General features: G+C 67.3%; 26 protein-coding genes and 1 pseudogene. 12 read left to right on the top strand and 15 right to left on the bottom strand.

Features of this window, described 5'->3' with window-relative positions; all coding sequences use genetic code 11:
• Positions 1 to 60: 60 nt before the first annotated feature.
• The 3 genes from EV662_RS09840 to EV662_RS09830 form a co-directional block, all read right to left on the bottom strand.
• Complete coding sequence (locus EV662_RS09840; RefSeq protein WP_132461989.1) at positions 61 to 645, bottom strand: thymidine kinase; 585 nt, start codon at positions 643 to 645, stop codon at positions 61 to 63.
• A 4-nt stretch (positions 646 to 649) separates the two neighbouring features.
• Complete coding sequence (gene carB, locus EV662_RS09835; protein ID WP_132461988.1) at positions 650 to 3877, bottom strand: carbamoyl-phosphate synthase large subunit; 3228 nt, start codon at positions 3875 to 3877, stop codon at positions 650 to 652.
• A gap of 78 nt (positions 3878 to 3955) precedes the next feature.
• Entirely contained in the window at positions 3956 to 5257 is a 1302-nt protein-coding gene (locus EV662_RS09830) for a glycosyltransferase family 87 protein (protein WP_132461987.1), read from the bottom strand.
• A gap of 386 nt (positions 5258 to 5643) precedes the next feature.
• Here EV662_RS09830 and bchE point away from each other — a divergent pair, with 386 nt between their 5' ends.
• Positions 5644 to 7296 (top strand): magnesium-protoporphyrin IX monomethyl ester anaerobic oxidative cyclase, encoded by a 1653-nt coding sequence (gene bchE, locus EV662_RS09825; RefSeq protein ID WP_132461986.1) that lies wholly within the window; start codon positions 5644 to 5646, stop codon positions 7294 to 7296.
• Positions 7296 to 7892, top strand: a complete 597-nt coding sequence (bchJ, locus tag EV662_RS09820; protein ID WP_132461985.1) for a bacteriochlorophyll 4-vinyl reductase — start codon at positions 7296 to 7298, stop codon at positions 7890 to 7892. The genes bchE and bchJ overlap by 1 nt, the downstream gene beginning before the upstream one ends.
• A 1-nt stretch (position 7893) precedes the next feature.
• On the opposite strand, the gene EV662_RS09815 is transcribed toward bchJ, so the two are convergent.
• Positions 7894 to 9120 (bottom strand): SAM-dependent methyltransferase, encoded by a 1227-nt coding sequence (locus tag EV662_RS09815; protein ID WP_132461984.1) that lies wholly within the window; start codon positions 9118 to 9120, stop codon positions 7894 to 7896.
• 158 nt (positions 9121 to 9278) lie between these two features.
• On the opposite strand from EV662_RS09815, the gene aspS reads away from it, so the two are divergent.
• Both aspS and EV662_RS09805 read left to right on the top strand, forming a co-directional pair.
• Complete coding sequence (aspS, locus tag EV662_RS09810; RefSeq protein WP_132461983.1) at positions 9279 to 11057, top strand: aspartate--tRNA ligase; 1779 nt, start codon at positions 9279 to 9281, stop codon at positions 11055 to 11057.
• Positions 11057 to 11788 carry a BglII/BstYI family type II restriction endonuclease gene (locus EV662_RS09805; RefSeq protein ID WP_132461982.1) on the top strand — a complete coding sequence of 244 codons (732 nt, stop codon included), beginning with the start codon at positions 11057 to 11059 and terminating at the stop codon, positions 11786 to 11788. The genes aspS and EV662_RS09805 overlap by 1 nt, the downstream gene beginning before the upstream one ends.
• On the opposite strand, the gene EV662_RS09800 is transcribed toward EV662_RS09805, so the two are convergent.
• Positions 11789 to 12421, bottom strand: a complete 633-nt coding sequence (locus EV662_RS09800) for an MT-A70 family methyltransferase (RefSeq protein ID WP_132462063.1) — start codon at positions 12419 to 12421, stop codon at positions 11789 to 11791. It abuts the gene before it with no gap.
• 345 nt (positions 12422 to 12766) lie between these two features.
• Here EV662_RS09800 and EV662_RS09795 point away from each other — a divergent pair, with 345 nt between their 5' ends.
• A complete protein-coding gene (locus EV662_RS09795) occupies positions 12767 to 13480 on the top strand; it encodes a GNAT family N-acetyltransferase (protein ID WP_132461981.1) in 714 nt (237 codons plus the stop codon).
• 65 nt (positions 13481 to 13545) lie between these two features.
• Positions 13546 to 13950 (top strand): methylmalonyl-CoA epimerase, encoded by a 405-nt coding sequence (mce, locus tag EV662_RS09790; protein WP_132461980.1) that lies wholly within the window; start codon positions 13546 to 13548, stop codon positions 13948 to 13950.
• Between the two features lie 9 nt (positions 13951 to 13959).
• Here mce and EV662_RS09785 read toward each other — a convergent pair whose 3' ends face one another.
• Positions 13960 to 14658, bottom strand: coding sequence for an EI24 domain-containing protein (locus EV662_RS09785; RefSeq protein WP_132461979.1), 699 nt, complete (start codon positions 14656 to 14658; stop codon positions 13960 to 13962).
• The gene (locus EV662_RS09780) at positions 14655 to 15233 is read right to left on the bottom strand and encodes a nitroreductase family protein (RefSeq protein ID WP_132461978.1); all 579 of its coding nucleotides are present in this window, start codon (positions 15231 to 15233) and stop codon (positions 14655 to 14657) included. The genes EV662_RS09785 and EV662_RS09780 overlap by 4 nt, the downstream gene beginning before the upstream one ends.
• A 97-nt stretch (positions 15234 to 15330) precedes the next feature.
• Between EV662_RS09780 and EV662_RS09775 the strand changes: the two genes are divergently transcribed.
• Both EV662_RS09775 and EV662_RS20090 read left to right on the top strand, forming a co-directional pair.
• Positions 15331 to 15579, top strand: a complete 249-nt coding sequence (locus EV662_RS09775; RefSeq protein WP_132461977.1) for a DUF167 domain-containing protein — start codon at positions 15331 to 15333, stop codon at positions 15577 to 15579.
• Positions 15580 to 15708: 129 nt separating this feature from the next.
• Positions 15709 to 15852, top strand: a pseudogene (locus tag EV662_RS20090) (IS481 family transposase); the annotation flags it as partial.
• Between the two features lie 20 nt (positions 15853 to 15872).
• Here EV662_RS20090 and EV662_RS09765 read toward each other — a convergent pair.
• Complete coding sequence (locus EV662_RS09765) at positions 15873 to 16112, bottom strand: hypothetical protein (RefSeq protein ID WP_132461976.1); 240 nt, start codon at positions 16110 to 16112, stop codon at positions 15873 to 15875.
• Between the two features lie 9 nt (positions 16113 to 16121).
• Positions 16122 to 16499: a thiol-disulfide oxidoreductase DCC family protein gene (locus EV662_RS09760; protein ID WP_132461975.1), complete on the bottom strand. Its 378-nt coding sequence runs from the start codon at positions 16497 to 16499 to the stop codon at positions 16122 to 16124.
• A 134-nt stretch (positions 16500 to 16633) separates the two neighbouring features.
• On the opposite strand from EV662_RS09760, the gene EV662_RS09755 reads away from it, so the two are divergent.
• Positions 16634 to 16903, top strand: a complete 270-nt coding sequence (locus tag EV662_RS09755; RefSeq protein WP_132461974.1) for a DUF6455 family protein — start codon at positions 16634 to 16636, stop codon at positions 16901 to 16903.
• A 6-nt stretch (positions 16904 to 16909) separates the two neighbouring features.
• Complete coding sequence (locus tag EV662_RS09750) at positions 16910 to 17170, top strand: DUF6455 family protein (RefSeq protein WP_132461973.1); 261 nt, start codon at positions 16910 to 16912, stop codon at positions 17168 to 17170.
• A gap of 73 nt (positions 17171 to 17243) precedes the next feature.
• Here EV662_RS09750 and cutA read toward each other — a convergent pair whose 3' ends face one another.
• From cutA to rimO, 3 genes are all read right to left on the bottom strand, one after another.
• The gene (gene cutA / locus EV662_RS09745) at positions 17244 to 17555 is read right to left on the bottom strand and encodes a divalent-cation tolerance protein CutA (RefSeq protein WP_132461972.1); all 312 of its coding nucleotides are present in this window, start codon (positions 17553 to 17555) and stop codon (positions 17244 to 17246) included.
• A gap of 60 nt (positions 17556 to 17615) precedes the next feature.
• Positions 17616 to 18104: a CARDB domain-containing protein gene (locus EV662_RS09740; protein WP_165915571.1), complete on the bottom strand. Its 489-nt coding sequence runs from the start codon at positions 18102 to 18104 to the stop codon at positions 17616 to 17618.
• Between the two features lie 147 nt (positions 18105 to 18251).
• Positions 18252 to 19628, bottom strand: coding sequence for a 30S ribosomal protein S12 methylthiotransferase RimO (gene rimO / locus EV662_RS09735; RefSeq protein ID WP_165915570.1), 1377 nt, complete (start codon positions 19626 to 19628; stop codon positions 18252 to 18254).
• A 103-nt stretch (positions 19629 to 19731) separates the two neighbouring features.
• Here rimO and EV662_RS09730 point away from each other — a divergent pair, with 103 nt between their 5' ends.
• The gene (locus EV662_RS09730) at positions 19732 to 21708 is read left to right on the top strand and encodes an AsmA family protein (RefSeq protein WP_132461969.1); all 1977 of its coding nucleotides are present in this window, start codon (positions 19732 to 19734) and stop codon (positions 21706 to 21708) included.
• A 281-nt stretch (positions 21709 to 21989) separates the two neighbouring features.
• Here the strand turns inward: EV662_RS09730 and EV662_RS09725 are convergent, their stop codons facing one another.
• The 3 genes from EV662_RS09725 to EV662_RS09715 all read right to left on the bottom strand — a co-directional run bounded on the left by EV662_RS09725 (position 21990) and on the right by EV662_RS09715 (position 24756).
• Complete coding sequence (locus EV662_RS09725) at positions 21990 to 22865, bottom strand: DUF6602 domain-containing protein (protein WP_132461968.1); 876 nt, start codon at positions 22863 to 22865, stop codon at positions 21990 to 21992.
• A gap of 266 nt (positions 22866 to 23131) precedes the next feature.
• Positions 23132 to 23539 (bottom strand): hypothetical protein, encoded by a 408-nt coding sequence (locus tag EV662_RS09720; protein ID WP_132461967.1) that lies wholly within the window; start codon positions 23537 to 23539, stop codon positions 23132 to 23134.
• Positions 23540 to 23553: 14 nt separating this feature from the next.
• Positions 23554 to 24756, bottom strand: a complete 1203-nt coding sequence (locus tag EV662_RS09715; RefSeq protein WP_132461966.1) for a pyridoxal phosphate-dependent aminotransferase — start codon at positions 24754 to 24756, stop codon at positions 23554 to 23556.
• Positions 24757 to 24853: 97 nt separating this feature from the next.
• On the opposite strand from EV662_RS09715, the gene EV662_RS09710 reads away from it, so the two are divergent.
• Positions 24854 to 25249, top strand: a complete 396-nt coding sequence (locus EV662_RS09710) for a helix-turn-helix domain-containing protein (RefSeq protein ID WP_132462062.1) — start codon at positions 24854 to 24856, stop codon at positions 25247 to 25249.
• The last annotated feature ends 3 nt before the right edge of the window (positions 25250 to 25252 follow it).

Here is a 25252-nt window from a genome sequence, read left to right as displayed (position 1 = left end):
GGGGGGTCTGGGGGGCAAAGCCCCCCAGCCGGTCGCCCCGGCGTCAGCCGGGGCGAAACCTCAGCCCGCCTCGCCCACCGCCTCGCGCCAATGCCGCCGGCACAGCGAGACATAGGTCTCGTTGCCGCCGATCTGCACCTGCGCGCCGTCGCGCAGCGCCTGCCCGTCGGGGCCCATCCGCACCACCATCGTGGCCTTCTTCCCGCAATGGCAGATCGTGCGCACCTCGCGCATCTCGTCGGCCAGCGCCAGCAGCGTGGCCGAACCGGGGAACAGCTCGCCCCGGAAATCCACCCGCAGCCCGTAACACATCACCGGCACGCCCAGTTCATCGACCGCGCGGGCCAGTTGCCAGACCTGATCGCGGGTCAGGAACTGCGCCTCGTCGACGAAGACACAGGCGCACGGCCCGGCCGCCAGCCGCGCCGCGACCAGGTCGAACAGGTCATCGCCCGGCGCAAAGGTTCCCGCCTCGGCCCCGAACCCGATCCGCGAGGCGATGCGCCCCGCGCCCGCCCGCGTGTCGACACCCGCGGTCAGCAACAGCGTCTCCATCCCCCGCTCGCGATAATTATGCGCGGCCTGCAACAGGATCGTCGACTTGCCCGCGTTCATCGTCGAATAGTGGAAATAGAGCTTGGCCATCGCCTCACTCCTGCAGGCTGACCACCCCGAATTCGCCGTCCTCGCGCGACTTCATGGCAAGGGCCGCCGCATGGCTGGCCGCGGCGGTGGTGAAATAAGGGATCCGGTCCGACAGCGCGACCGCCCGCATCGAGCGGCTGTCCTCGACCGCCTGCGCGCCCTCTGTGGTGTTCATCACCAGCTGCACCAGCCCGTCCTTCATCACGTCGACGATGGTGCGCCCGCCTTCATAGGCCTTGTTGACGATCTCGGCCTCGATCCCGTTCTCGGCCAGGAAACCGGCCGTGCCCCGCGTCGCCAGGATGGTGAATCCCAGACCCGTCAGGATGCGCGCGGTTTCCGCCAGCTCGGGCGTCTTGTCGGCATCCTTGATCGACAGGAACACCGTGCCTTCGTGCGGCAGCACCGTGCCCGCGCCCAGCTGCGCCTTCAGGAACGCGCGCGGGAAGGACCGGTCATAGCCCATCACCTCGCCCGTCGAGCGCATTTCCGGCCCCAACAGCGTGTCGACCCCCGGGAAACGCGCAAAGGGCAGCACCGCCTCCTTGACGGCAAAGCCCTCGATCTGCGGGTCCACCAGGTCGAAATCGGCCAGCTTCTCGCCCGCCATCACCCGCGCCGCGATCGACGCGATGGGCGACAGCACCGCCTTGGCGACGAAGGGCACGGTGCGGCTGGCGCGCGGGTTCACCTCGATCAGGTAGACCTCGCCATCCTTGACCGCGAACTGCACGTTCATCAGCCCCACGACCCCCAGTTCCAGGGCCAGCGCACGGGTCTGCGCCTTCAGCTCCTCGACGATCCCGGGGGCCAGCGAATAGGGCGGCAGCGAACAGGCGCTGTCGCCCGAATGCACGCCCGCCTCCTCGATATGCTGCATGATGCCCGCGACATGCACATCCTTGCCATCGCACAGCGCATCGACATCCACCTCGGTCGCGCCGGAAAGATAGCTGTCCAGCAGCACCGGCGACTTGCCCGACACCACCACCGCCTCGGAGATATAGCGTTCCAGGTGCGCGGTATCGCGCACGATCTCCATCGCGCGCCCGCCCAGCACGTAAGAGGGCCGGATCACCAGCGGATAGCCGATCTCCTCGGCGGCCTTCATCGCGGCGGCATCCGAGGACGCGATCGCGTTCTTCGGCTGTTTCAGACCCAGCTTGACCACCAGCGCCTGGAACCGCTCGCGGTCCTCGGCCAGGTCGATCGCGTCGGGCGTGGTGCCCAGGATCGGGATGCCTTCGGATTGCAGCGCGTCGGCCAGTTTCAGGGGCGTCTGCCCCCCGAACTGCACGATCACCCCGTGCAGCGTGCCGCGTTCCTGCTCCACCCGCAGGATCTCCATCACGTGCTCAAAGGTCAGGGGCTCGAAATACAACCGGTCCGAGGTGTCGTAATCGGTCGACACCGTCTCGGGGTTGCAGTTGATCATGATCGTTTCATAGCCCGCATCGGTCAGCGCGAAACAGGCGTGGCAACAGCAATAGTCGAACTCGATCCCCTGGCCGATCCGGTTCGGGCCGCCGCCCAGGATCACCACCTTCTTCCGGGTCGAGGGGCGGGCCTCGCATTCGACATCGCCCATCACCGGGGTTTCATAGGTCGAATACATGTAAGGCGTCTGCGCCTCGAACTCGGCCGCGCAGGTGTCGATCCGCTTGAACACCGCCGTCACGCCCAGGTTCTGGCGGGCGCGGCGCACCTGCGCCTCGTCCCGGCCGGTCAGCGTGGCCAGGCGGGCATCGGTAAAGCCCATCATCTTCAGCTTGCGCAGCCCCTCTTCGGTGACCGGCAGGCCCGATTTGCGGATCTCGGCCTCGGCCTCGACGATCTCGCGGATGCGGGACAGGAACCAGGGGTCGTATTTCGTGGCGGCAAAGATGTCGTCATCCGACAGCCCGTGCCGCATCGCCTGCGCGATCACCCGCAGCCGGTCGGGGGTTTGCTTGGACAGCGCGGCAATGACCTGCGCGCGGTCGGGCGCGCCCTCGATGGCGATCTCGTCGAACCCGCTCAGGCCGGTCTCAAGCGACGCCAGCGCCTTTTGCAGCGATTCGTGGATCGTCCGGCCGATCGCCATCGCCTCGCCCACCGATTTCATCGCCGTGGTCAGTTCCGGCTTGGCGCCGGGAAACTTCTCGAAGGCAAAGCGCGGGATCTTGGTCACGACATAGTCGATCGTCGGCTCGAAGGACGCGGGCGTCACCTTGGTTATGTCGTTGTCCAGCTCATCCAGCGTGTAACCCACCGCCAGTTTCGCCGCGATCTTGGCAATCGGGAACCCCGTCGCCTTGGACGCCAGCGCGGACGACCGCGACACCCGCGGGTTCATCTCGATCACCACCATCCGGCCGTCCTCGGGGTTCACCGCCCATTGCACGTTCGACCCGCCGGTTTCGACCCCGATCTCGCGCAGCACGGCAATGCTGCCGTTGCGCATGATCTGGTATTCCTTGTCGGTCAGCGTGAGCGCCGGGGCCACGGTGATGGAATCGCCCGTATGCACCCCCATCGGGTCCACGTTCTCGATGGAACAGACGATGATCGCGTTGTCCGCCTTGTCGCGGACCACCTCCATCTCGAATTCCTTCCAGCCCAGCAGGCTTTCGTCGATCAGGATCTGGTTCACCGGCGAGGCATCCAGCCCCGTGCGGCAGTAATGCACGAACTCCTCGCGGTTATAGGCCACGCCGCCCCCGGTGCCACCCAGGGTAAAGGCGGGCCGGATGATCGCGGGCAGGCCGACATGTTCCAGCGCGGCCATGCATTCGTCCATGTTGTTGGCGATGGTCGCCTTGGGGTTTTCCAGCCCGATCCGGTCCATCGCCTCGCGGAACAGCTTGCGGTCCTCGGCCATCTCGATGGCCGCGCGGTTGGCGCCGATCAGTTCCACCCCGTACTTGTCCAGCACGCCCATGTCCGCCAGCTTCAGCGAGGTGTTCAGCCCCGTCTGCCCGCCCATCGTCGGCAACAGCGCGTCGGGGCGTTCCTTCTCGATGATCTTGGCGACGACCTCGGGGGTGATCGGCTCGATATAGGTGGCATCGGCCAGCCCCGGGTCGGTCATGATCGTGGCCGGGTTCGAGTTCACCAGGATCACCCGGTAGCCCTCTTCGCGCAGCGCCTTGCAGGCCTGTGCCCCGGAATAGTCGAACTCGCAGGCCTGCCCGATGACGATGGGCCCCGCGCCGATGATCATGATGGACTTGATATCGGTTCTCTTCGGCATGCGCCCGTCCCCCGGATTGGCAAATTGCTGCGGGTTATAGCCAAGCGCGGGGGGCACGCAAGGGCGGCGGGATGTTTTTCAGGCCGCGTCGCGCCATGTCCGCGCCGAGGCAAGGAACGCGGCCGCCAGAAACAGGAACAGCAACGCGCCGACGACCTGCAGATCGACGGCCCGATCGCGCAGCACGTTCAGAACGGCCATGTGCAGCGGCGCATAGACCAGGCACAGGATCGCGCCGCCCCGCACACGCCCCAGCGTCGACAGCAGCACCGGGGCAAAGGCCGTCGCCGCAAGGAAGTAATAGCCCCACGCGATCGGCCCCAGCAGCGGCAAAAGGGTCAGTGCGGCCGGCCACAGCGCGGCGCGCCGCGCCCCGCGGCCGGCCCTGCGCATCGCAAGGCCCAGGCCCAGGATCGCCGCCACGACCGCCGCCTTGCCGGCCAGGACCAGGGCGGCGGGCTTGTCCGACACCGCGATGACCTGCGGCGCGATCTGGCCCGGATGGGTATTGGCGAGGGGCACCGATACGGGCTCTGCCCCCGCCAGCCGTGCGGCCACCGCATCCAGGCTGAAGGACAGCGCGCTGAAAAAGCCCGTCTCGCCGATCGCCGCGACATGGCCCAGGAACGCGGCGTGCAGCGGCCAGCCCGCCACCGCGACCGATACCAGCCCAAGCGCCAGCCCGACCGCGGCAAAGGACGCAAAGGCGCGCCGCTCGCCCGAAACAAGCCAGATCAGCGCGAACGCCGCCGGGAACAGCTTGATCGAGGCGGCCAGCGCCATCGCCGCCCCCGCGCTTGCCGGCCGTCCCGCCTCTGCCCGCTCCAGCGCCAGCACCACCAGGAAGGCCACCAGGATCTGCGACTGGTTCTGGTACAGCGCGATCATGCCCACGGGCGTCATGTGGATCAGCACCTGGCTGATCACCAGATAGCCAAAGACCCCGGGGCCCGCCCCCGCGGCCCGCCGCGCCAACAGCGGCATCGCGACCAGAAGCGCGGTGTTCAGCGCGCCCGCCACCGCCGCGACCGTCGCGAAATCCGTCACCCGCGTCAGCCCCCCGAACACCCAGGCCCAGAGCGGCGGATAGACGAAGGGATAGACATGGCCCTCATGGCCCAGCGCGGCGGCGCGCGCGGTCCAGCCCTCGGGCGGCAGCATGCGGAAAAGGCCGTCGGCGGGGGCATAGACCGGCCCGCCCCCGGCGAATGCCTCGCCCGCCAGCCACAGCGGCAACAAATCGCCCGACATCCGCGGCGCGGCGACAAGGGCGATGGCGATATAGCCCAGTACCAGCATGCCCAACGCCACGCCCGCCGCCCGCCACGCGGCCGGGCCGCCGGAACGGGCGGGGGGGCTGTCCTGGGGCACGGGGATCATGGGGCGGGCGGGCCTCCTGCGGGTGTGGCGGGCAGATCACCATAGCGCGCCGGGGCTTTCGAACTCCTTTCGCGCGCCGTATGCGATTGCACGGCGCGCCGCGGCGCCCTTGCAACAGCCGCGCGGCCCCGGCGCCTGCGACGGAATCGCCTTGGCCGGGCCGGCGAGTCTGGCAGGAAAATTCCGCCTCCGGGCCCGCCACCGGGCCCGCCGGGCCGGGCCGCGTTCACCGCTGCTTCGCAAAAACCTTTTTACTACAGTGGGATACGCCCCGCGTTCCGGCCCGGGGCAGGGTGCCTTACAAACCTGACAGCGATTTGACTTGTGTCAAGTTGAGTTGACAGAGGTTGTGTCATGTTGTCTCGCGAAACACGGGGAGTCGATCCATGCGCATTGTCTTTTTGCATCCCAACTACAAGTCCGGTGGCGCCGAGATCGCGGGCAACTGGCCGCCGGCCTGGGTGGCCTATCTCACGGGCTCGCTGCGGATTGCGGGATATGACGACATCACCTTCATCGACGCGATGACGCACAACCTGTCCGAGGATGACGTCCGCGCCCAGCTGAAGGACCTGAAACCCGACGTGGTCGCCACCACCTCGATCACGCCGTCGATCTACGCCGCCGAACGGCTCCTGGAAATCGCCAAGGAAGTGGTGCCGAACGCGGTGCGTGTCCTGGGCGGCATCCACGCCACCTTCATGTTCAAGCAGGTCCTGTCCGAGGCCCCCTGGGTCGACGTGATCGTGCGCGGCGAGGGCGAAGAGATCGTCGTCGAGCTGATGAACGCGATCCGCGACAAGCGCTGGCCGGAATGCCGCCGCGACATCAAGGGTCTGGCCTTCCTGGATGGCGAGGAAATCGTCGCCACCCCCGCCGCGCCGACGATCAAGAACATCGACGCGCTGAAACCCGACTGGGACATCCTCGACTGGGACAAGTACATCTACATCCCGCTGAACTGCAAGGTGGCCATCCCCAACATGGCCCGCGGCTGCCCGTTCACCTGCTCGTTCTGCTCGCAGTGGAAATTCTGGCGCGACTACCGCATCCGCGACCCGAAACTCGTCGTCGACGAGATCGAGGACCTGGTGGAACGGCACGGCGTCGGCTTCTTCATCCTCGCCGACGAGGAACCGACTATCAACCGCAAGAAGTTCATCGCCTTCTGCCAGGAACTGATCGACCGCGGCCTGCCCGACAAGGTGAAATGGGGCATCAACACCCGCGTGACCGACATCCTGCGCGACGAGGAATTGCTGCCCTTCTACCGCAAGGCGGGCCTGGTCCACATCAGCCTCGGCACCGAGGCCGCGGCGCAGCTGAAGCTTGACCAGTTCAACAAGGAAACCCGCGTCGAGGACAACAAGCGCGCGATCCAGTTGCTGCGCGACGCTGACATCCTGACCGAGGCGCAGTTCATCGTGGGGCTCGACAACGAAACCCCCGAGACGCTGGAAGAAACCTTCCAGCTGTGCTGGGACTGGCAGCCGGATCTCGCCAACTGGGCGATGTATACCCCCTGGCCGTTCACGCCGCTGTTCCAGGAACTGCACAACAAGGTCGAGGTCTTCGACTACTCGCGCTACAACTTCGTGAACCCGATCATGAAGCCCGAGGCGATGGACCGTGCCGAGCTTTTGGACCGGGTGATGAACAACTACCGCCGGTTCTACATGCGCAAGGCGCTGTTCCACTACCCGTGGCGCGGCACCGGGTTCCGCCGGCGCTACCTGCTGGGCTGCCTCAAGGCATTCCTCAAGGCCGGCGTGCAGCGCTCGTTCTATGACCTTGGCAAGAACAACTACTGGGGCCCGCAGTCCAAGGACAAGGTCAAGTTCGAATTCGACATGACCCGCCAGCCCGCCCAGGCGCAGATCGACGACTGGGTGTCGAACGCCGACAAGGCCGCACAGGCCGCGGCCAAGCGCAAGTCCAAGGATGCCAGCTTCAAGATGCCGGTTGAGGGCGCGGCGGCGAAACAGGCGGCCGAGGCCAAGGTCTGCGGCGGCGGCGACCAGCAGATGGAAGACGCCTGATGAAAGACACCCTGTCCGGCCACGCGGGCCGGATCGGACCGAATGCCGTGCTCCAGCTTCTCCCTGTGCTGGAGACGGCGGGCGGGGCGGCGCTCCGCGACGAGATGCTAGAGGCGGCGGGCCTTGCCGAACCCCCGTCGGACACCGGCCTTATGGACGAGGGACCGGCCGCCGCCATGCATCGCGCCCTGCGCCGCCGCCTGCCCGGACGCGCGCCCGACCTCCTGCGCGAGGCGGGCGCGCGCACCGGGGACTATATCCTCGCCCACCGCATCCCGGCGCTTGCGCAAAAGGTGCTCAAGGCGCTGCCCCCGGTGCTGGCGGCCCCGATCCTCGCCAAGGCCATCGCGAAACACAGCTGGACCTTCGCCGGATCGGGCGAATTCCGCGTCATCTCGACCCGGCCGCTGGTCTTCGAACTCACCGACAACCCGCTGATCCGCGGCGAAAGCGCGCCGCACCCGATCTGCGGCTGGCACGAGGCCGTGTTCGACCGGCTGTTCCAGACCCTCGTCGACCGCCGCCTGCGCACGCGCGAGACGAAATGCACCGCCTCCGGCGCATCGGTCTGCCGGTTCGAGATTTCCCGCGGCTGAGCTATTCGGCGGCGTGCCGTGCGCGCGCCGCCGCCTGCACCATGTAATCGCGCGCCAGCGGCACCGCGTCGGCCCGTTTCGCGAACTGCATCTGGAACACGCATTGCCGGTCGACCTCGAAGGTCGCCTGGCAGGCCACCAGGTAATACCGCCACATCCGCACGAACCGTTCGTCATACATCGCGCGCACCCGGTCCAGCCGCGCCTCGAACCGCGCGCGCCATTCCGCCAGCGTTGTCGCGTAATGCAGCCGCCAAATCTCCAGGTCGGTCAGCCACATCCCCGTCCGCTCGACGGGCCGCGCGACATCCGACAGCGTCGGCACGTATCCGCCCGGAAAGATGTATTTCTGCATCCAGCCCGCCCGCATCGCCGCGCCCTGCACCCGCCCGATCGTGTGGATCAGCGCCACGCCATCATCGGTCAGCAACCGTTCCAACTGGCCGAAATATTCGTCGTAATGGGCGCTGCCGACATGTTCGAACATGCCCACGCTGACGATCCGGTCGAACGGCCCCGTCAGCCGGCGGTAATCCACCAGGCGCAACGCGACCCGGTCACCCAGCCCCGCCGCCGCGACGCGCTCCTGCGCCAGCGCCAGCTGGTTCTTCGACAGCGTCACGCCGGTCACCCGCACCCCGTAATCGCGCGCCAGCGTGATCGCCATCCCGCCCCAGCCGCAGCCGATATCCAGCACGTGCAAACCCCGCTCAAGCCGCAGCTTGGCTGCGATATGCGCCTTTTTCGCGGCCTGCGCTTCCTCCAGGCTCAGGCCCGGCCGCGGGAAATAGGCACAGCTGTATTGCAGGTCGGAATCCAGGAACAGCCCGTAGAATTCGTTCGACAGATCATAATGATGCGCCACGTTCGCCCGCGCGCGTTCCGGCGTGTTGCGCGCCACCCAGGCCGCCAGCCGGTTGCGCGCCCCGGTGGCCGCCCGCACCCAGCCGGGCAATCCCGCCCGCCGCCGGTTGCGCAACAGCAGCACCATCAACGCGTGCAGCCGGTCCCCCTCGACCGTGATCCGCCCCTCCATGTATCCCTCGCCCAGCCCCATGTCCGGGTTCAGGCACAGCGCGCGAACCGTCGCCGCATCGGCAATCGCGATCCGCACCGCATCCCCGCCGCCCGGCCCGTACCGCCGGGACGTGCCGTCCGGGAAATCCACCCCCAATTCGCCCTCGCGCATGAACCGCGACAGCATCCTGTCCAAGAGTTGTTGCCACATCGCAAACCCCACCTGTCTGCAATGCCTGTGCCCCGCCTCGCGCGTTAACATACCTTAAAACCCGCGATCCCCCAAATTGCCCCGCCGCCTCCCTTGACTTCGCGCCGCATCAAGGGTGTATCGGCGCGGACCCGCCGCAAGCCTGAAGGACAAGCGCCATGCATCCCTTCCGCAGCCATACCTGCGCCGACCTGACCAAAGCCGATGTGGGCGAAACCGTCCGCCTGTCGGGCTGGGTGCACCGCGTCCGCGACCACGGGGGCGTGCTGTTCATCGACCTGCGCGACCATTACGGCATCACCCAGGTGCTGGCCGACCCCGACAGCCCCGTCTTCGCCGAGGTCGAAAAGGTCCGCAGCGAATGGTGCATCCGCATCGACGGCGAGGTGAAGGCCCGCGCGGAATCGCTCATCAACCCGAAACTGCCCACCGGCGAGATCGAGGTCTATATCCGCGACATCGAGGTTCTGGGATCGGCCGAGGAACTGCCGCTGATGGTGTTCGGCGACCAGGAATACCCCGAGGAAACGCGCCTGCGCTATCGCTACCTCGACCTGCGGCGCGAGGCGATGCAGGACAACATGAAACTGCGCTCCGACGTGGTGGCCAGCATCCGCCGCCGCATGTGGGACAAGGGGTTCCGCGAATACCAGACCCCGATCATCACCGCCTCCTCGCCCGAGGGCGCGCGCGACTTCCTCGTGCCCTCGCGCCTGCATCCGGGCCGCTTCTACGCGCTGCCGCAGGCCCCGCAAATCTTCAAGCAGCTGATCATGGTCTCGGGCTTCGACCGCTATTTCCAGATTGCGCCCTGCTTCCGCGACGAAGACCCCCGCGCCGACCGCTCGCCCACCGATTTCTACCAGCTCGACATGGAAATGAGCTTTGCCACCCAGCAGGACGTGTTCGACACGATCCAGCCGGTGATCGAAGGCGTGTTCGAGGAGTTCGGCGGCGGCCACAAGGTCGACAAGCACTGGCCCCAGATCAGCTATGCCGACGCCGCCCGCTGGTACGGCACCGACAAGCCCGACTTGCGCAACCCGATCAAGATGCAGGATGTGTCCGACCATTTCCGGGGCTCGGGCTTCGCCATCTTCGCCAAGCTCCTGGAACAGGACGGCACCGAGATCCGCGCCATTCCCGCCCCCACCGGCGGCTCGCGCAAGTTCTGCGACCGCATGAACAGCTTCGCCCAGAAAGAGGGCCTGCCGGGAATGGGCTACATCTTCTGGCGCGACGGTGAAAACGGGATGGAGGCCGCCGGCCCGCTGGCCAAGAACATCGGCCCCGAACGCACCGAGGCGATCCGCCAGCAACTGGGCCTTGGTAAGGGCGACGCCGCGTTCTTCCTTGGCGGCAAGCCCGCCGCCTTCGAATCCGTCGCGGGGCGTGCCCGCAACGTCATCGGCGAGGAACTGGGCCTGACCGAAAAGGACCGCTTCGCCTTTTGCTGGATCGTCGATTTCCCGATGTACGAAAAGGACGACGAAACCGGCGCGATCGACTTTTCCCACAACCCGTTCTCCATGCCCCAAGGCGGCATGGAAGCGCTGGAGGGCGACCCGCTTCAGGTTCTGGGCTACCAGTATGACCTCGCGTGCAACGGCTACGAACTGATCTCGGGCGCGATCCGCAACCACCGCCTCGACACCATGTTCAAGGCGTTCAGCCTGGCCGGTTACACCGAGGACGAGGTGCGCGCCCGGTTCCCCAGCCTGGTCAACGCCTTCCGCTTCGGCGCGCCGCCCCACGGCGGTTGCGCGGCGGGCATCGACCGCATCGTGATGCTGTTGGCCGACCAGCAGAACATCCGCGAGGTCATCATGTTCCCGATGAACCAGCGCGCCGAAGACCTGATGATGGGCGCCCCCACGCTGCCCACCAACGAACAATTGCGCGAATTGCGCCTGCGGGTGCTGCCGCCGGAGGAGTGATGCTCCGTCCGCTGGAGGATCTGGGATACGATGTGCGGGCCAAGAACCACGCGCTGGCCATCCTGACCCAGGATTTTCCCGCGGAACTCGGCGAACTCGTCTCCGTGCTGGCCGAGTTCCGCATCGCCATCCCCGAGATCATCGGGGGCGGCGGCGGCGAGGCGCGCTTTACCCAGCGGCTGCGCAAATCCCTGGCCGAGGCGGGCTGGCCGAAACATGTCTTCCACGTCCAGACCATCGTCGACGGCGTCGAACGCGAAGGCATCAGCCACGAGATCGACCATGTCCGCCGCGCCCCGGCCGGCACGCTCGCCCTCGAAATCGAGTGGAACAACAAGGATCCGTTCTACGACCGCGACCTTGAGAATTTCCAGCGCCTGCACGCCCAATCGGCCCTCAGCGTCGGCGTGATCGTCACCCGCGGCGCCACCATGCAGGCGGCGTTCCGCGCGCGCATCGCCGCACGCCTTGCCGCCGATGGCGTGGCCTGCGAGGCCGACCTTGCCCGTTACGGCATCGCCGAACGCACCGCCGCCCAGCGCAAGGCGGTCGCCCGGCTGGTTGCCCAGGGCCTGCCCTTCGCCGAGGCGTTCACCCGCAATTTCGTCTCCAGCAAGTTCGGCCAGGCCACCACCCATTGGGACAAGCTGGTGGCGCGGCTGGACCGGGGCGTCGGCAATCCCTGTCCGCTGTTGCTGCTGGGGTTGCCCGACCGCGTTCTGGTCGACTGACTATTCCGCCGCCATTCCCGAATTATAGGCGTAGGTCTTCCAGTCGGGCTTGTAATCCGCATCCGCCTGGTTGCCCCAGACCGTCCAGCCCTCGCGCACGCCGCGGCCGAACAACTCCAGGTAGGGCCCCCAGGAACAGCCCTCGATCAGATCGTATTGTTCATCGGGCTTGCGCGAATGCTCGCGCTTGCGCGTTTGCAGCATGTTCACCTGCCGCCGCCCGGGCGCCAGCGTGCGGGCGTTCTTGCCGCGCGTGCCGAACAACAGCAATTCCGTCACGTTGCGGAAATAGAACCCCACGCCGCGCCCGTCCGACCCGCCATCCTTGCGCACCTTGTGCCAGACGATGTTCGACTTGTACTCGAATCCCCAGGCCGCCAGCACCTGCAACCCCTGCGGCAACAGCGCGTTGGGCACCCACAGGTAACAATGCGCCCGGTCCTCCAGGTGGTCGGCCACCGGAAGGGCGCAGATATCGTCGACCTCCAGCGTCGGGTATCGCGACAGCCGCTTGTGTTCGGGGGCGACCTTGCCGGTCCGGTTGATGAATCGCCAGGGCGGGTCGGCCAGAACGGTGCCGAACCGGTCATTCCCCAGGAACTCACGCAGGTCTTGTGCGGCCGAGCTTGTCATATCCAACATATTGGCGGAAAACCCCCGATGGTCCAACACGAACATTAGTGGAACATCCAGGCGTTGACAAACCCTTTCCGCCGGGCCGCGGGGCCGGTTACACCGGCCAGACCGTGCCCAGCACCGCCACCGAGAACGAGGCGATGCCGCCCAGGAACAGGCCGCGGTCGAACAGGGCTTTCAGGCGGTCGGTCGGCATGGCTTGGCTCCCCTCTTGGATCGGATCAGGGATGCCACCGCAATGGGGCGGCAATTCGGCGGGAAGCGTTCTAAAATCGGTTGGTTTCGGTCTTTCGCCCGCCCGCGCTTTGGCGCTAGATCGGCACGTCGCGCACGGAGGACCGCATGGACCAGCCCGCCCCCCTGGGCGTCGAGGTGCCCGGATGGGTGCCGCCGCCGCGCCCGCCGCGCCAGGCGCTGCGCGGGCGCTGGGTCACGCTCGACCCGCTGACCGCCGACGCCCACGCCGCCGCGCTCCACCGCGCCAATACCGCCGATCCGTCGATCTGGACCTATCTGCCCTACGGCCCCTTCCCGGACGAAGCCGCCTTCGCCGGCTGGATCGACGCCGTGACCGCGGGCGCCGACCCGGTGTTCTTCGCCATCCGCCCGCACGATCAGGACGCCGCCGGGGTGCTGTCCTACCTGCGCATCCAGCCCGAGGCCGGTTCGATCGAGATCGGCCATGTCTGTTTCTCGGCCGCGCTGCAACGCACGCCCGCGGCGACCGAGGCGGTGACCCTGCTTGTCGGCTGGGCCTTCGGGGCGGGCTATCGCCGGGTGGAATGGAAATGCAACGCGCTGAACCTGGCCTCGCGCCGGGCGGCGCAGCGCTTCGGGTTCAGCTACGAGGGCGTGTTCCGCCAGCAGAACGTCGTCAAGGGCCGCAACCGCGACACCGCCTGGTTCGCCGCGATCGACGGGGAATGGCCCGCGCTGAAATCGGCCTATGACCGCTGGCTGGCGCCGTCGAATTTCGACGCATCGGGCCGCCAGATCGTGCCCCTGGGCGACCTGACCGCGCCGATCCGCGTCAGCAGTGATCCCGCCCTTGGCTGAAGGCTTGCGAACCACGGCGCAAGGCCCGATAAACCGCCCCGACATCAGCCCGAAAGGAATGCCCCATGATCGGCCGCCTGAACCACGTCGCCATCGCCGTCCCCGACCTCAAGGCGGCCGCGGAGCAATACGCCACCACGCTGGGCGCCAAGGTCGGCGCGCCCCAGGACGAACCCGATCACGGCGTCACGGTGGTGTTCATCGAACTGCCCAACACCAAGATCGAACTGTTGTATCCGCTGGGCGAGGACAGCCCGATCAAGGGCTTTCTCGAAAAGAACCCCGCGGGCGGCATCCACCATATCTGCTACGAGGTGGACGACATCCTGGCCGCCCGCGACCGGCTCAAGGAACAGGGCGCCCGCGTGCTGGGCACGGGCGAGCCCAAGATCGGCGCCCATGGCAAGCCGGTGCTGTTCCTGCACCCCAAGGATTTCAACGGCTGCCTGGTCGAACTCGAACAGGTCTGAGCACCGCGCTCAGGCCGCGCCCTGCGGGGCCAGCCGGTTCACCAGGTGGGTGAACACCGCCGCGCCCAGGATCGGGATCACCAGGTTCACCAGCGGCAGCGACAGCGGCACCGCCATCAGCAATCCCGCCACGAACACCGTCAGCCCGTGGCGCTTCCTAAGTGCCACGGCACCCTTGCGCCCCAGCCGCCGCATCGCCGCCATCTGGAAATATTCCCGGCCCAGCAGGAACCCGTTCACCGCCCAGAACAGGATCGGCGCCAGCGGGCCGACCATGAAATACAGCACCAGCGCCACCAGGTTCACGCCCACCACCACGGCAAGGAACCCGACCGCGTCGCGGATCTGGTCGAAGACCGGGATCGGCGCGACCTTGGGCAAATGGGGATAATGCTTCGCCTCAACCGCCTCGGCCACGTCGTCCAGGAACAGCCCGGTAAAGGCCGACGCCACCGGCACCATCAGGAAAATCGACAAGACCAGCATCAGGATCAGCGACGCGCCCGAAATCAGGTTGTCCACCCATTGCACCTCGCCGATCCAGGGCAGGGTGAAACTGTCGGGCAACAGCCACCCGATCAGCACGAAGATTGCCGCGTACACCACCGCCAGCAACAGCACCGACAGCCCGATGCCGAGGAGCAGCACCTTGCGGAACGCCCGGTCGCCCAGTTGCCCCAGCGTTTTCAGGAAGGCCGAAAAGATCATTCCGTCCCCCAGGTCGTGATCGCGTCCAGGTCGGGGCGGGGTCGTTCGGGCGGCGCCGCCGTTTCCGTGCCGATATGGATCACGCCCGCCACCCGTTCGTGCGGCGACAGGCCCAGCCCGCTTTCCACGAATTCCCGGTCATGCGACGGCCAGCCCGACAGCCAGTTCGCCCCCCAGCCCGCCGCCAGCGCCGCGTTCACCAGCGCCAGGCAGACCGCCCCGGCGGAGTAGAGCTGTTCGATCTCGGGGATCTTGTCCGACGGTTTCGGCGCCGCGATCACCGCGACGGCCAGCGGGCTGCCCTCATAGGCCGCCGCCGCCTTGTCGATCGCCTCCGCCGCCAGTCCCAGCGCCGCGCCGCGGGTCCGCACCAGCCCCGCCAGCCGGTCCAGCGCGCCGCGCTCCAGCACGATGAACCGCCAGGGTTCCAGCTTGCCGTGATCGGGGGTGCGCGCCGCCGCCGTCAGGATCGGGCGCAGCGCGTCGCGGTCGGGCGCGGGGGCGCGCAGCGTCTTCGCGGGGCGCGAGCGGCGGGTCAGCAGGAAATCCAGCACCTCGGGGCGCGGCTCGGGCATGGGGGCCTCCTTTGTCCTTAGGTTTCATGTCGGCCATCGCGCCGCCCGGTTCAAGCCCGGCTTGACGCCGCCGCGCCCATGGCCCAGCAAACCGGCCATGGACCTGAGACAGCTTTCCGCCCCCGGCACCGAGATCGCCCTGCGCGTCACGCCCAAGGCCTCGCGCAACCGCATCGTGGCCGAGGACGGCGTGCTGCGGGTCTATGTCACCGTGGTCCCCGAGGACGGCAAGGCCAACGCCGCCGTCCTGAAACTTCTGGCCAAGGCGCTGGGCGTGCCGAAATCGCGGCTGGAAATCATCCGCGGCCACACCGCCCGCGACAAGTTGGTGCGGGTCGGCGGCTGAGGCCCCCACACGTCCGGAACACGCGCGCCCCGCCCAATGCCTCGCCCCTTGACGGTGGCCTGCCGGCCCAGGTCCGGCATCTCCGCCTTGCCTCGCCATACGCTACGGCCGCTGGACGATTGCCTCTAGCGCATCCACACGATCCTGACCGACAACGGCATCCCGTTCGCCGAACAGCCGCGAAACCGGATCACGATCATCTCTCGGCCAATGCGGTTCGACATGATCTGCGGGGTAAGCGGGATCGGATATCGGCTGACCAAGCCGATCCACCGGGCGCCGGGACGGAACAGCTAGTCGCGCTCGGGCCCGATCCGGTAGATGCCTTCGGGCAGGTCCAGCGCCGCGCCCAACTCGTGCAGCTGCGCCAGCGACAGCGTCACCTTCTGCACCCGGTCGGTGCGCGGGTCGAACTGTTCGATCGTCACGCAATCCTCGAAGGCCGTGATCGTCACGTCCTCCTGCAGGTGGCTCTGGCCCTCGTCGACAAGGGTGATGACGGTGGCGTCGAATTCGTGCTCGATGGTGAACATGGGCTCAGGCTAGCCGCCCGCGCGCCCCTTGTGAAGCCGCCGCCGGTGCATCGCGTAAAGAACCGGCGCCGCGATCCGCTCGTATCCCAGGTCCGCCACCTGCCGCACCCCCGGCAGGCCCAGCACCCGCGCCAGCCAGCGCATGCGCCCGATCCCCGACCACAGCGCCAGGAAGGCCGGGAACCCCGCGATCACCTGGCCGTCGCGCACCACGTGCAGCCGCCGCGCGGCGTCCTCCGCGCTCAGGCCCAGGTGCGCCAGGTCGGCGTCGTTCAGGTCGGTGAACCGCACCGCCGCGCCCTCGGCCCGGGCCATCCGCCGATACCCGGCGATCTCGCGCGCGCAGACCGGGCAGGCCCCGTTATAGATCACTTCCGTTTCCGCCATGCCCCGGCATTTAGCACGCCCGACCGGGCCGAAAACCGCCGTCCGTGGCCCCTCCCGGCGATTTGACACGCATCAAGGCGTTAATGCGCCCCGTTCGCTTTACTAAGCGGGAACCGAGGTTACGGGAGAATGCGATGTCCGGCCAGAACAAGTATGACGAACACGCCCAGCTGGTGGAAAAGATGGCCGAAACGCTGGGCGTCGACCTGACCGAGGAGATGATGGCCGGCAACTGGACGCCCGAGGACATGCAGGCCACCGTGTCGCGCTGCCTGGGCTGCACCGATCCCGCCCATTGCAAGGGCTGGCTGGGCGAGAACACCGCCGGGGCCGACGAAACCCCCGGCTATTGCCGCAACAAGGATCTGCTGGAGGCGATGCGGACCCGTCTGGTGTCCGCCTGAGTGGCGATGGAAGATCAGGGCAGGCTGTCGAAACATTTCTGGCTGACGCAGGGCATGGCGCGCACCATCGGCGCCAATGTCAACGACGCGCTCAGGGACGGTCACCTGGGCCGCGGCGAATTCGCCGAACTGGTCGCGCGGTGCTGCCAATGCGACCGCACCGAACGCTGCATGCCCTGGCTCGCCCAACAGGGCGCCGGCGCCGAGGAAATCCCCGACTGGTGCCCGCTCAAGGCCCGTCTCCAGGCGCTCAAGGAATACGCCTGACCCGCCGGGCGCGTCCCGGATCCGCGCCGCCGCCGGGTCCGCGCCCCGCTCCGTCGCGGGCTGCGGCATCCTGTCAGGGCCGGCGCGTCTCCCAGGCCAGCCAGTCCTCGGCCTCCTTGGTCGCCCCCACGGTTTCCCAGGTGATCACCGGCAGTTCATAGGGGTGTTCCACCTCGATCAGCGTGACCAGCGCCTCGCGCGCCGCCTCGGTCGTCTTCAAGGTGATCTGCACCTCCTCGTCCTCCGACACCTCGTCCTGCCAGTGAAACAGGCTCAGGACACCGGGCACGATATTGGCACAGGCCGCCAGCCGCTCGGCCAGCGCCGCCTGCGCGATGGCGCGCGCGCTGTCCAGGTCGGGGCAGGTGGTGGTGACGTGGATCATGGGCGGGCCTCCGGCTGGTGACCCGCCCATCCTAGCCGCCCCTGCCGCGCTGTTAAGCCCCTAGGGCAGCGCCAGCGTGATCGGCGCGGATGCGTTGTTGCCCTCGTTGCTTTCCTCGACCCGGCAATAGGGCGGCATCATCTCGTCGCCCGCGCAACTGTCGGCCCGCGCGCTTAGCGCCACGTTCACCCCGTGTTCGGCCGGGTGGAACACCAGGTGCCCGTCGAACGTGACCGACGCCCCCGGCGCCAGCGGCGTGGTGGTCGACGGGTAATAGACGAACGGTGCGCCCGGCGGCACGTCGAACCCCACCGAGAAGGTGCGCGCCGGGTCGATCGCCCCCCCGCTGTAATGGGTCGAAACCTTGAACGGCCCCGCGGGGTCCGTGCCCTGGTTGGTGACCACGACCCGCAGCGGGTATTCCACCGCGTTGTCGGCATTGATCACCGGCGCCCCGTTGGGTTGCACGTTCGACACCACCAGGTCGGCCCCGCAGCCCGCGACCAGTGCCGCCGAGGCCAGCGCCAGCGTCCGTTTCCAAAGTTCCATGATGCGCCTCCCGAAGCGTCTGCGCGCCCGCACCGGCCCGGCCGGGCGCGTTGCAAACCCTCGTCCCTTCGGCAACTCGTCCCCCGCGTTCCAGCCTAGGCGGCGGGGCAGGCGGCGCATTGACCGCCGTCAACCGGGCGGCGATGCTCAGGGCATCAACCGCCCCCACAGGTCGTATTCGCCGGCCTCGTCCACCTCGACCGTGACGATGTCCCCCGGCGCCAGACGCCCCGCGCCCTCGTCGATGAACAGGCAGCCGTCGATTTCGGGCGCATCGGCCCGGGTCCGGCAGGTGGCCACGCCGTCTTCGTCCACCTCGTCGACGATCACCTGCATCCGCTGGCCCACCTTGGCCGCCAGCTTCGCCTCGGAAATGGCCTGCGCCTTTTCCATGAACCGGTCCCAGCGCTCCTGCTTGACCTCGTCCGGCACATGGTCGGGCAGGGCGTTCGACCGGGCGCCCGCGACGTTTTCATATTGAAAACACCCCACCCGGTCCAGTTGCGCCTCGTCCAGCCAGTCCAGCAGGGTCTGGAATTCCTCTTCCGTCTCGCCCGGATAGCCCACGATAAAGGTCGAGCGCAGCGCGATCTCGGGGCACACCGCCCGCCACGCTGCGATCTCGTCCAGCGTTTTCGCCGCCGCCGCGGGCCGCGCCATCCGTTTCAACGTCTCGGGGTGGGCATGCTGGAACGGGATATCCAGGTAAGGCAGGATCAGCCCCTCGGCCATCAGCGGGATCAGCTCGCGCACATGCGGGTAGGGATAGACGTAATGCAGCCGCACCCACGCCCCCAGACCCCCCAGGTCGCGCGCCAGGTCCGTGATATGCGCCCGGTGCCCCCGGTCCTCGGCATGTTTCAGGTCGACGCCATAGGCCGAGGTGTCCTGGCTGATCACCAGCAATTCCCGCACCCCCGCCTCGACCAGCCGCTCGGCCTCGCGGATCACCGCATGCGCCGGGCGCGAGGCCAGCCGCCCGCGCATGTCGGGAATGATGCAGAACCGGCACTTGTGGTTACAGCCCTCGGAAATCTTGAGGTAACTGTAATGGCGCGGCGTCAGCTTCACCCCCGAGGCGGGCAACAGGTCCACGAACGGGTCGGGGTCGGGCGGCACCGCGGCATGCACCGCGTCCAGCACCTGTTCGTATTGATGCGGCCCCGTGACGGCCAGAACCGTGGGATGCGCGCCCGTGATATATCCCGGCTCCGCCCCCAGGCAGCCCGTCACGATCACCCGCCCGTTTTCGGCCAGCGCCTCGCCGATCGCCTCCAGGCTTTCGGCCTTGGCGGAATCGAGGAACCCGCAGGTGTTCACGATCACCGCGTCGGCGCCCGCGTAATCGGGGCTGATCGCGTAACCCTCGGCGCGCAGCCGCGTCAGAATCCGTTCGCTGTCCACCAGCGCCTTGGGACAGCCGAGGGACACCATGCCGATGGTCGGCTGGCCGGGGCGGGCGGTGCCCTCGATCCGGGCGCGGGGGGCCAGGTCGGGGCGCAGATCGGGCGGGTTCGTTGCCATGCGCCCCATATAGCGACCCGCCCCGCCGCGGGAAAGCGCAAGCCGTTCTTGCAGGCCGCCCGCCCGCGCGCCTAGACTCGGGCCACCAACCCGGGGGCTTGCCATGCGCTGGATCATCCGTCTCGTTCTTGCCGTTCTCGTTCTGGCCGTGCTTGGCCTCGGCGGGCTGTTCCTGTTGCCGGGCGAGCGCATCGCCGGGCTGGTGCAGGACCAGGTGCGCGCCGCCACGGGCCGCGACCTGACGCTGTCGGGGCGGCTGTCGCCGTCGCTCTGGCCGCAGATCGGGGTGGCGACGGGGCCGGTGACGCTGTCCAATGCCGATTGGTCCGACGCAGGCCCGATGCTGGCCGCCGAGGGGCTGTCGGTCGGGCTCGACCTCGGCGCGCTGATCGGCGGCGATATCGTCATCCGCGAGGTGACCGTCCAGGCGCCGCGCATCGTGCTGGAGAAATCCGCCGACGGGCGGGCGAACTGGGTGTTCGGCGCCGAACCCGCGCAAGAATCCGCCCCCGCGGCCGCGCAGGCCCCCGCCGACGCCCCCGCCGAGATGCGCCGCTTCACCCTCGATCGCGGCCAGATCAGCGACGGCACCATCCTCTACATCGACCGCGCCGCGGGCACCCGCGTGGAACTGGCCGCGCTGGATGCCGCCGTGGCACTCCCCGATTTCGCGGGCCCCGCCGAGGTGACGCTCTCGGCCGAGTTGGGTGGCCAGCCGCTTTCGGCCAGCGCCCGCATCGCGCGCTTTGCCGATTTCACCGGCGGCGCGGTCTCCGGCCTCGCGCTGAACGCCACGCTGGGCGGCACGCAGCTTGCCTTCGACGGGCGCGCGGGCCTCGACCCGCTGGCCGCCGAGGGCGCGCTGGACGCCGACCTTTCCGACCTCGCCGCGGTCTTCGCCGCCCTGGGCCAGCCCGCCCCCGACCTGCCGCCCGGCGTCGGCCAGCGTCTGGCACTGGCGGGCCAGCTGACCTATGCGCCCGAGGGCACGGTCCACCTGCGCGACGCGACCCTGCGCCAGGACGCGAACACGATCACCGGCGGCGCCGACCTTGCCTTCGGCGACCGCCCGCGCCTGACCGGCACGCTCGCCGCCGGTGCGCTGGACCTGTCCGCGCTGACCGGGGGCGGGGGCGGCTCCGGCGGTGGCGGTGGCAATGGCGGTGGCGGTGGCGCAGACGGCTGGTCCACCGCCCCCATCGACGTCGGCGGCCTCGGCGCGCTGGATGCCGACCTGTCGCTGAGTGCCGACAGCGTGAACCTCGGCACCGCCCGGCTTGGCCCCACCCGCCTCGGCGCCACGCTTACCGACCGCCGCCTCGTGCTCGACCTGCGGCAGGTCAGTGCCTATGGCGGCACCGTCACCGGCAATTTCGTCGTCAACGGGCGCGGCGGCCTGTCGGTCGGCGGCGACCTGAACGTGGCGGGCGTCGCCATGCAAGGCCTGCTGTCGGATCTGGCCGATTACGACCGGCTGATCGGGCAGGGCGACCTGCGGCTGAAATTCCTGGGCGTCGGCAATTCCATGGCCGCGCTCATGTCCGGCCTGTCCGGCTCGGGCGCGGTCAGCTTCGGCAAGGGCGAACTGCGCGGCTTCGACCTGGTGGGCATGATCCGCACCATGGACACCGCTTACGTGGGCGAGGGCGCCAAGACCATCTTCGACGCGATCACCGCCAGCTTCACCATCGACAAGGGCGTGCTGTCCAATAACGACCTGCGCTTCACCGCGCCGCTTCTGACCGCGACCGGCAAGGGCAAGGTGGGGATCGGCGCGCGCACCCTGGATTACCGCATCGTGCCCACCGCGCTGCCCGGCGGCGACGGCAATGGCGGGGTCAAGGTGCCGCTGATGATCACCGGCCCCTGGGCCAAGCCCCGCTTCCAGCTCGACCTCGAATCCCTGGCCGAGGAACGCCTGGACGAGCAGAAAAAGGCGCTTGAGGAAAAGGCCAAGGAGAGCTTGGCCAAGGAACTGGGCGCGCGCACCGAAGACGGCGAAAGCGTCGAGGACGCGGCCCGGCGGCGGCTGGAGGAAGAGGCGAAGAAGGGGTTGAAGAAACTCTTCGGCGGGAACTAGGGGCGGGCGGACGGGTATTTTGAGCCCAAATTGACCGATGCTGCAGCTTGAACGAAGGTCGCCTCCTGAGATGACGCCTCCCTTGAAGCGCTTCGCAAGTTGCGCTATATGCATGGGCGGAAGGCGAGAGTTCAGCTTGCCGACGAAATAGCCAAAGTGTGTTTCCGGTCACTCCTGACGGCTTATAGCGGAAAAAACCGGATTAAGGACCGCTTTGGCCTCCAAAGCGGTCCTTTCATATAGGCGCCGCTGTTTTCAAGTAGCCCTATGATTGCGAGCTATCACCGAAGGCTTGCGAATGGGATGCCACCCAGTTTGATAGCCGGCTTTTTCGGGAATGCCGTATATCCAGGTCTTTTCACTGTGCGCCTGGTTTCATCATAATAGACCGATAGAATGCTGGTGAGGAGGAATTGGAAGCCATGATGCAACTCATCATCACTTAGAGAAAGATACCGATATGTCGCCACACTATTGCCCGGTGTGGTTTTTTTCGGTGGGCGCTCCTTGAAGACATACCAGCCTGACAGATCGCCGATGAAGCCGACCATGTCATCGAAAGCAAAGGGGTTAGTGTAAAGCCCTTCGAGTTTCTCGAAAATTTTCTTTTCCTTCCGCGCTTCTGTGTCAGCAAGTTGCGAGCCAGCACCCACTAGTGCAAGGAACGGCCCGCGGCGCCTCTCCTGTGGCTTACTCTCATCAGAGCGGCAAACTTTGCCCACGGCTGCTAAGGCTTTGCATTCGGCGACTACATCTGAATCGCGCAGCTTCTTTTTGACCGACAGCACAGCAATGACGCCCTCAGGCGGTACGATCACCGTCTCGCCGATGCGCTGAAACACTGGAAAGGCGGCAGTCTCATAGACAATGATGTCAAGCTGGGTCGAATGCTGGTCTGTTTCCCCTTTCCTGTAGCGCGTGTTCTTGCCCGTCTTGACGGCCGGTCGCAAAATGAAGCCTGTCAGCACCTCCAGATCCTTGGGAAGGTATTTTTGCAGATAACTGCGGAGCAAAGCTTCTACGTAACGGCCATCCTCACCGCGATGCGCTGCGCCATCCGTAGCCGGGCTGGGCAGTAGGGTTTCAAACTGTCGGTACACCGCCAAGAGTGCCTTGACTTCTTGGTTCCAAAAATTTCGGAGCCTCTTTCCGTCCATTGCGCGTACTCCTCGATGCCGATCCTGACCCAAAGGCTAGTCCGCGTAAAACAATCTGACAACGAAGTATGCTGCGGGTTGGTGGGCGCCTTACTTGCGCCGCCATATAGTGATAGGCATGGGCAAGTTTCGTAGATCCAATCAGAGGCCGGAATGGACGGATTGGCGATCTCTTACCTCGAGTCTGACCTTCTGGAACCGGCCCCAATCGAGACATTCGCTCCTTCTTCTCATGCGTCAGCTCCGTCCGCAAAGCGGACCCCGCCCTATTCCCCGCCTTTCCCCATCCGCTCGGCCTTCTTGCGCACCAGCACCGTGCGCAGGTCGTGCATCGCCATCAGCAGAGCGTCGGTCACCCGGTCCAGCGCCGCGTCGTCGGCGCGGGTCTGCGCCCAGTGGGCCGTCAGGTTCAGGTGATCGACCGTGCGCAGGATGTCGTCCACCTCGCGCTCGGCCAGCACGGCGCGCCGCGCCGCCAGCCAGTCCTCGATGGCCGCTTGTTCCGCCGCGCCCAGCGCCCGGCCCCCCTGTGGCTTGATCTCGCCGCTCCGGGTGTTGACCGTCGCGATGGGCTCCATCTCGATGCGCTGGTGCCGGTTCGCCGTGTCGACGCGGAACACCTGCGCCCCGTTTTCACGGGTGCGGAAATAGAACTCGGGCAGGTCGGCGGCCATCGGTCGCCCCCCGGTCAGGTCAGCGACGCGCAGAAGTCCTGGATGCGGGTGCAGGCCGCCTTCAGGTTCTCGTCCGAGGTGGCATAGCTGACGCGGAAATTGGGCGACAGCCCGAACGCCGCGCCGAACACCACCGCGACGCCCTTTTCCTCCAGCAACGCGGTGGCAAAGGCCTCGTCATCGGTGATCTTGACCCCGCCCGGCGTCGTCTTGCCGATGCAGCCCGCGATCGACGGGTAGACGTAGAACGCGCCTTCGGGCACCGGGCAGGTGATGCCGGGGGCGGCGTTCAGCATTTCCACCACCATGTCGCGGCGGCGCTGGAAGGTGGCGTTGTTCTCGGGGATGAAATCCTGCGGTCCGGTCAGCGCCTCCAACGCGGCCCATTGCGCGATCGAACAGGGGTTCGAGGTGGACTGAGACTGGATCTTGCCCATCGCCTTGATGATCTCGGCCGGCCCCGCCGCATAGCCGATCCGCCAGCCGGTCATCGCATAGGCCTTGGACACGCCGTTACAGGTCAGCGTGCGGTCGTAAAGGCCCGGTTCCACCTGCGCCGGCGTGCAGAACTCGAAATCGCCATAGGTCAGCTTTTCATACATGTCGTCCGACATGATGTGCACATGCGGGTGGCGCATCAGCACGTCGGTCAGCGCCTTGAGCTGGTCCCAGGTATAGCCCGCGCCCGTCGGGTTCGAGGGCGAGTTGAAGATGAACCACTTGGTCTTCGGCGTGATCGCCGCCTCCAGCGCCTCGGGCGTGATGCGAAAGCCCGTCTCGATGCCGCCTTCCACGATCACCGGCTCGCCGCCCGCCAGCAGCACCATGTCGGGATAGCTGACCCAGTAGGGCGCGGGAATGATCACCTCGTCGCCGGGGTTCAGCGTGGCCATCAGCGCGTTGTAAAGGATCTGCTTGCCGCCCGTGCCCACGCTGACCTGCGCGGGGGTATAGTCCAGCCCGTTATCGGCCTTGAACTTCTCGCAAATGGCTTTCTTCAGTTCCGGCAGCCCGTCCACGGCGGTGTATTTCGTCTCGCCCCGGTCGATGGCGGCCTTGGCGGCGGCCTTGACGTTGTCGGGGGTGTCGAAATCGGGTTCCCCCGCGCCCAGCCCGATCACGTCCTTGCCCGCCGCCTTCAACTCGCGCGCCTTGGTCGTCACCGCGATGGTGGGCGAGGGTTTGACCCGCGCGAGTGTCGCAGACAGAAAGGACATGGTCGCCTCCGGTTTGAAAAGGAATTCCCTTTCTCATAGGGTTCCCGCGATGGCCGTTCAAGCGGCTTTGCCGCAAGGGGTTCCCGCGATGACCGACATGACCGACGACGCCTCCGACTGGTATTCCGAAGAGACCGCGACCTTCGGCGACCGCCTGGCCGGCGCGCGCGAGGCGCTGGGCATGACCCAGACGGAACTGGCCAAGCGGCTGGGCGTCAAGCTCAAGACCGTGCGCGCCTGGGAAGAGGACCTGGCCGAACCCCGCGCGAACAAGTTGCAGATGCTGGCGGGCGTGCTGAACGTGTCGATGATGTGGCTGTTGAACGGCCAGGGCGACGGGCTGGACGCCCCCGCCGACGAGGCCCCGCTGTCCGGCGACGTGCGCCAGGTGCTGACCGAGATCCGGCAGGTCAAGACCGAGATGGGCCGCCTGTCCGACCGGCTGGGCATCCTGGAAAAACGCCTGCGCCACACCCTCAAGGAGCATGGCTGAGAC

This window comes from Rhodovulum marinum, from assembly GCF_004343075.1.
Classification (GTDB): Bacteria; Pseudomonadota; Alphaproteobacteria; order Rhodobacterales; family Rhodobacteraceae; genus Rhodovulum; species Rhodovulum marinum.
Note: the sequence above shows the minus strand (reverse complement) of the source record. Positions and strands in the feature narration are given on the sequence as shown.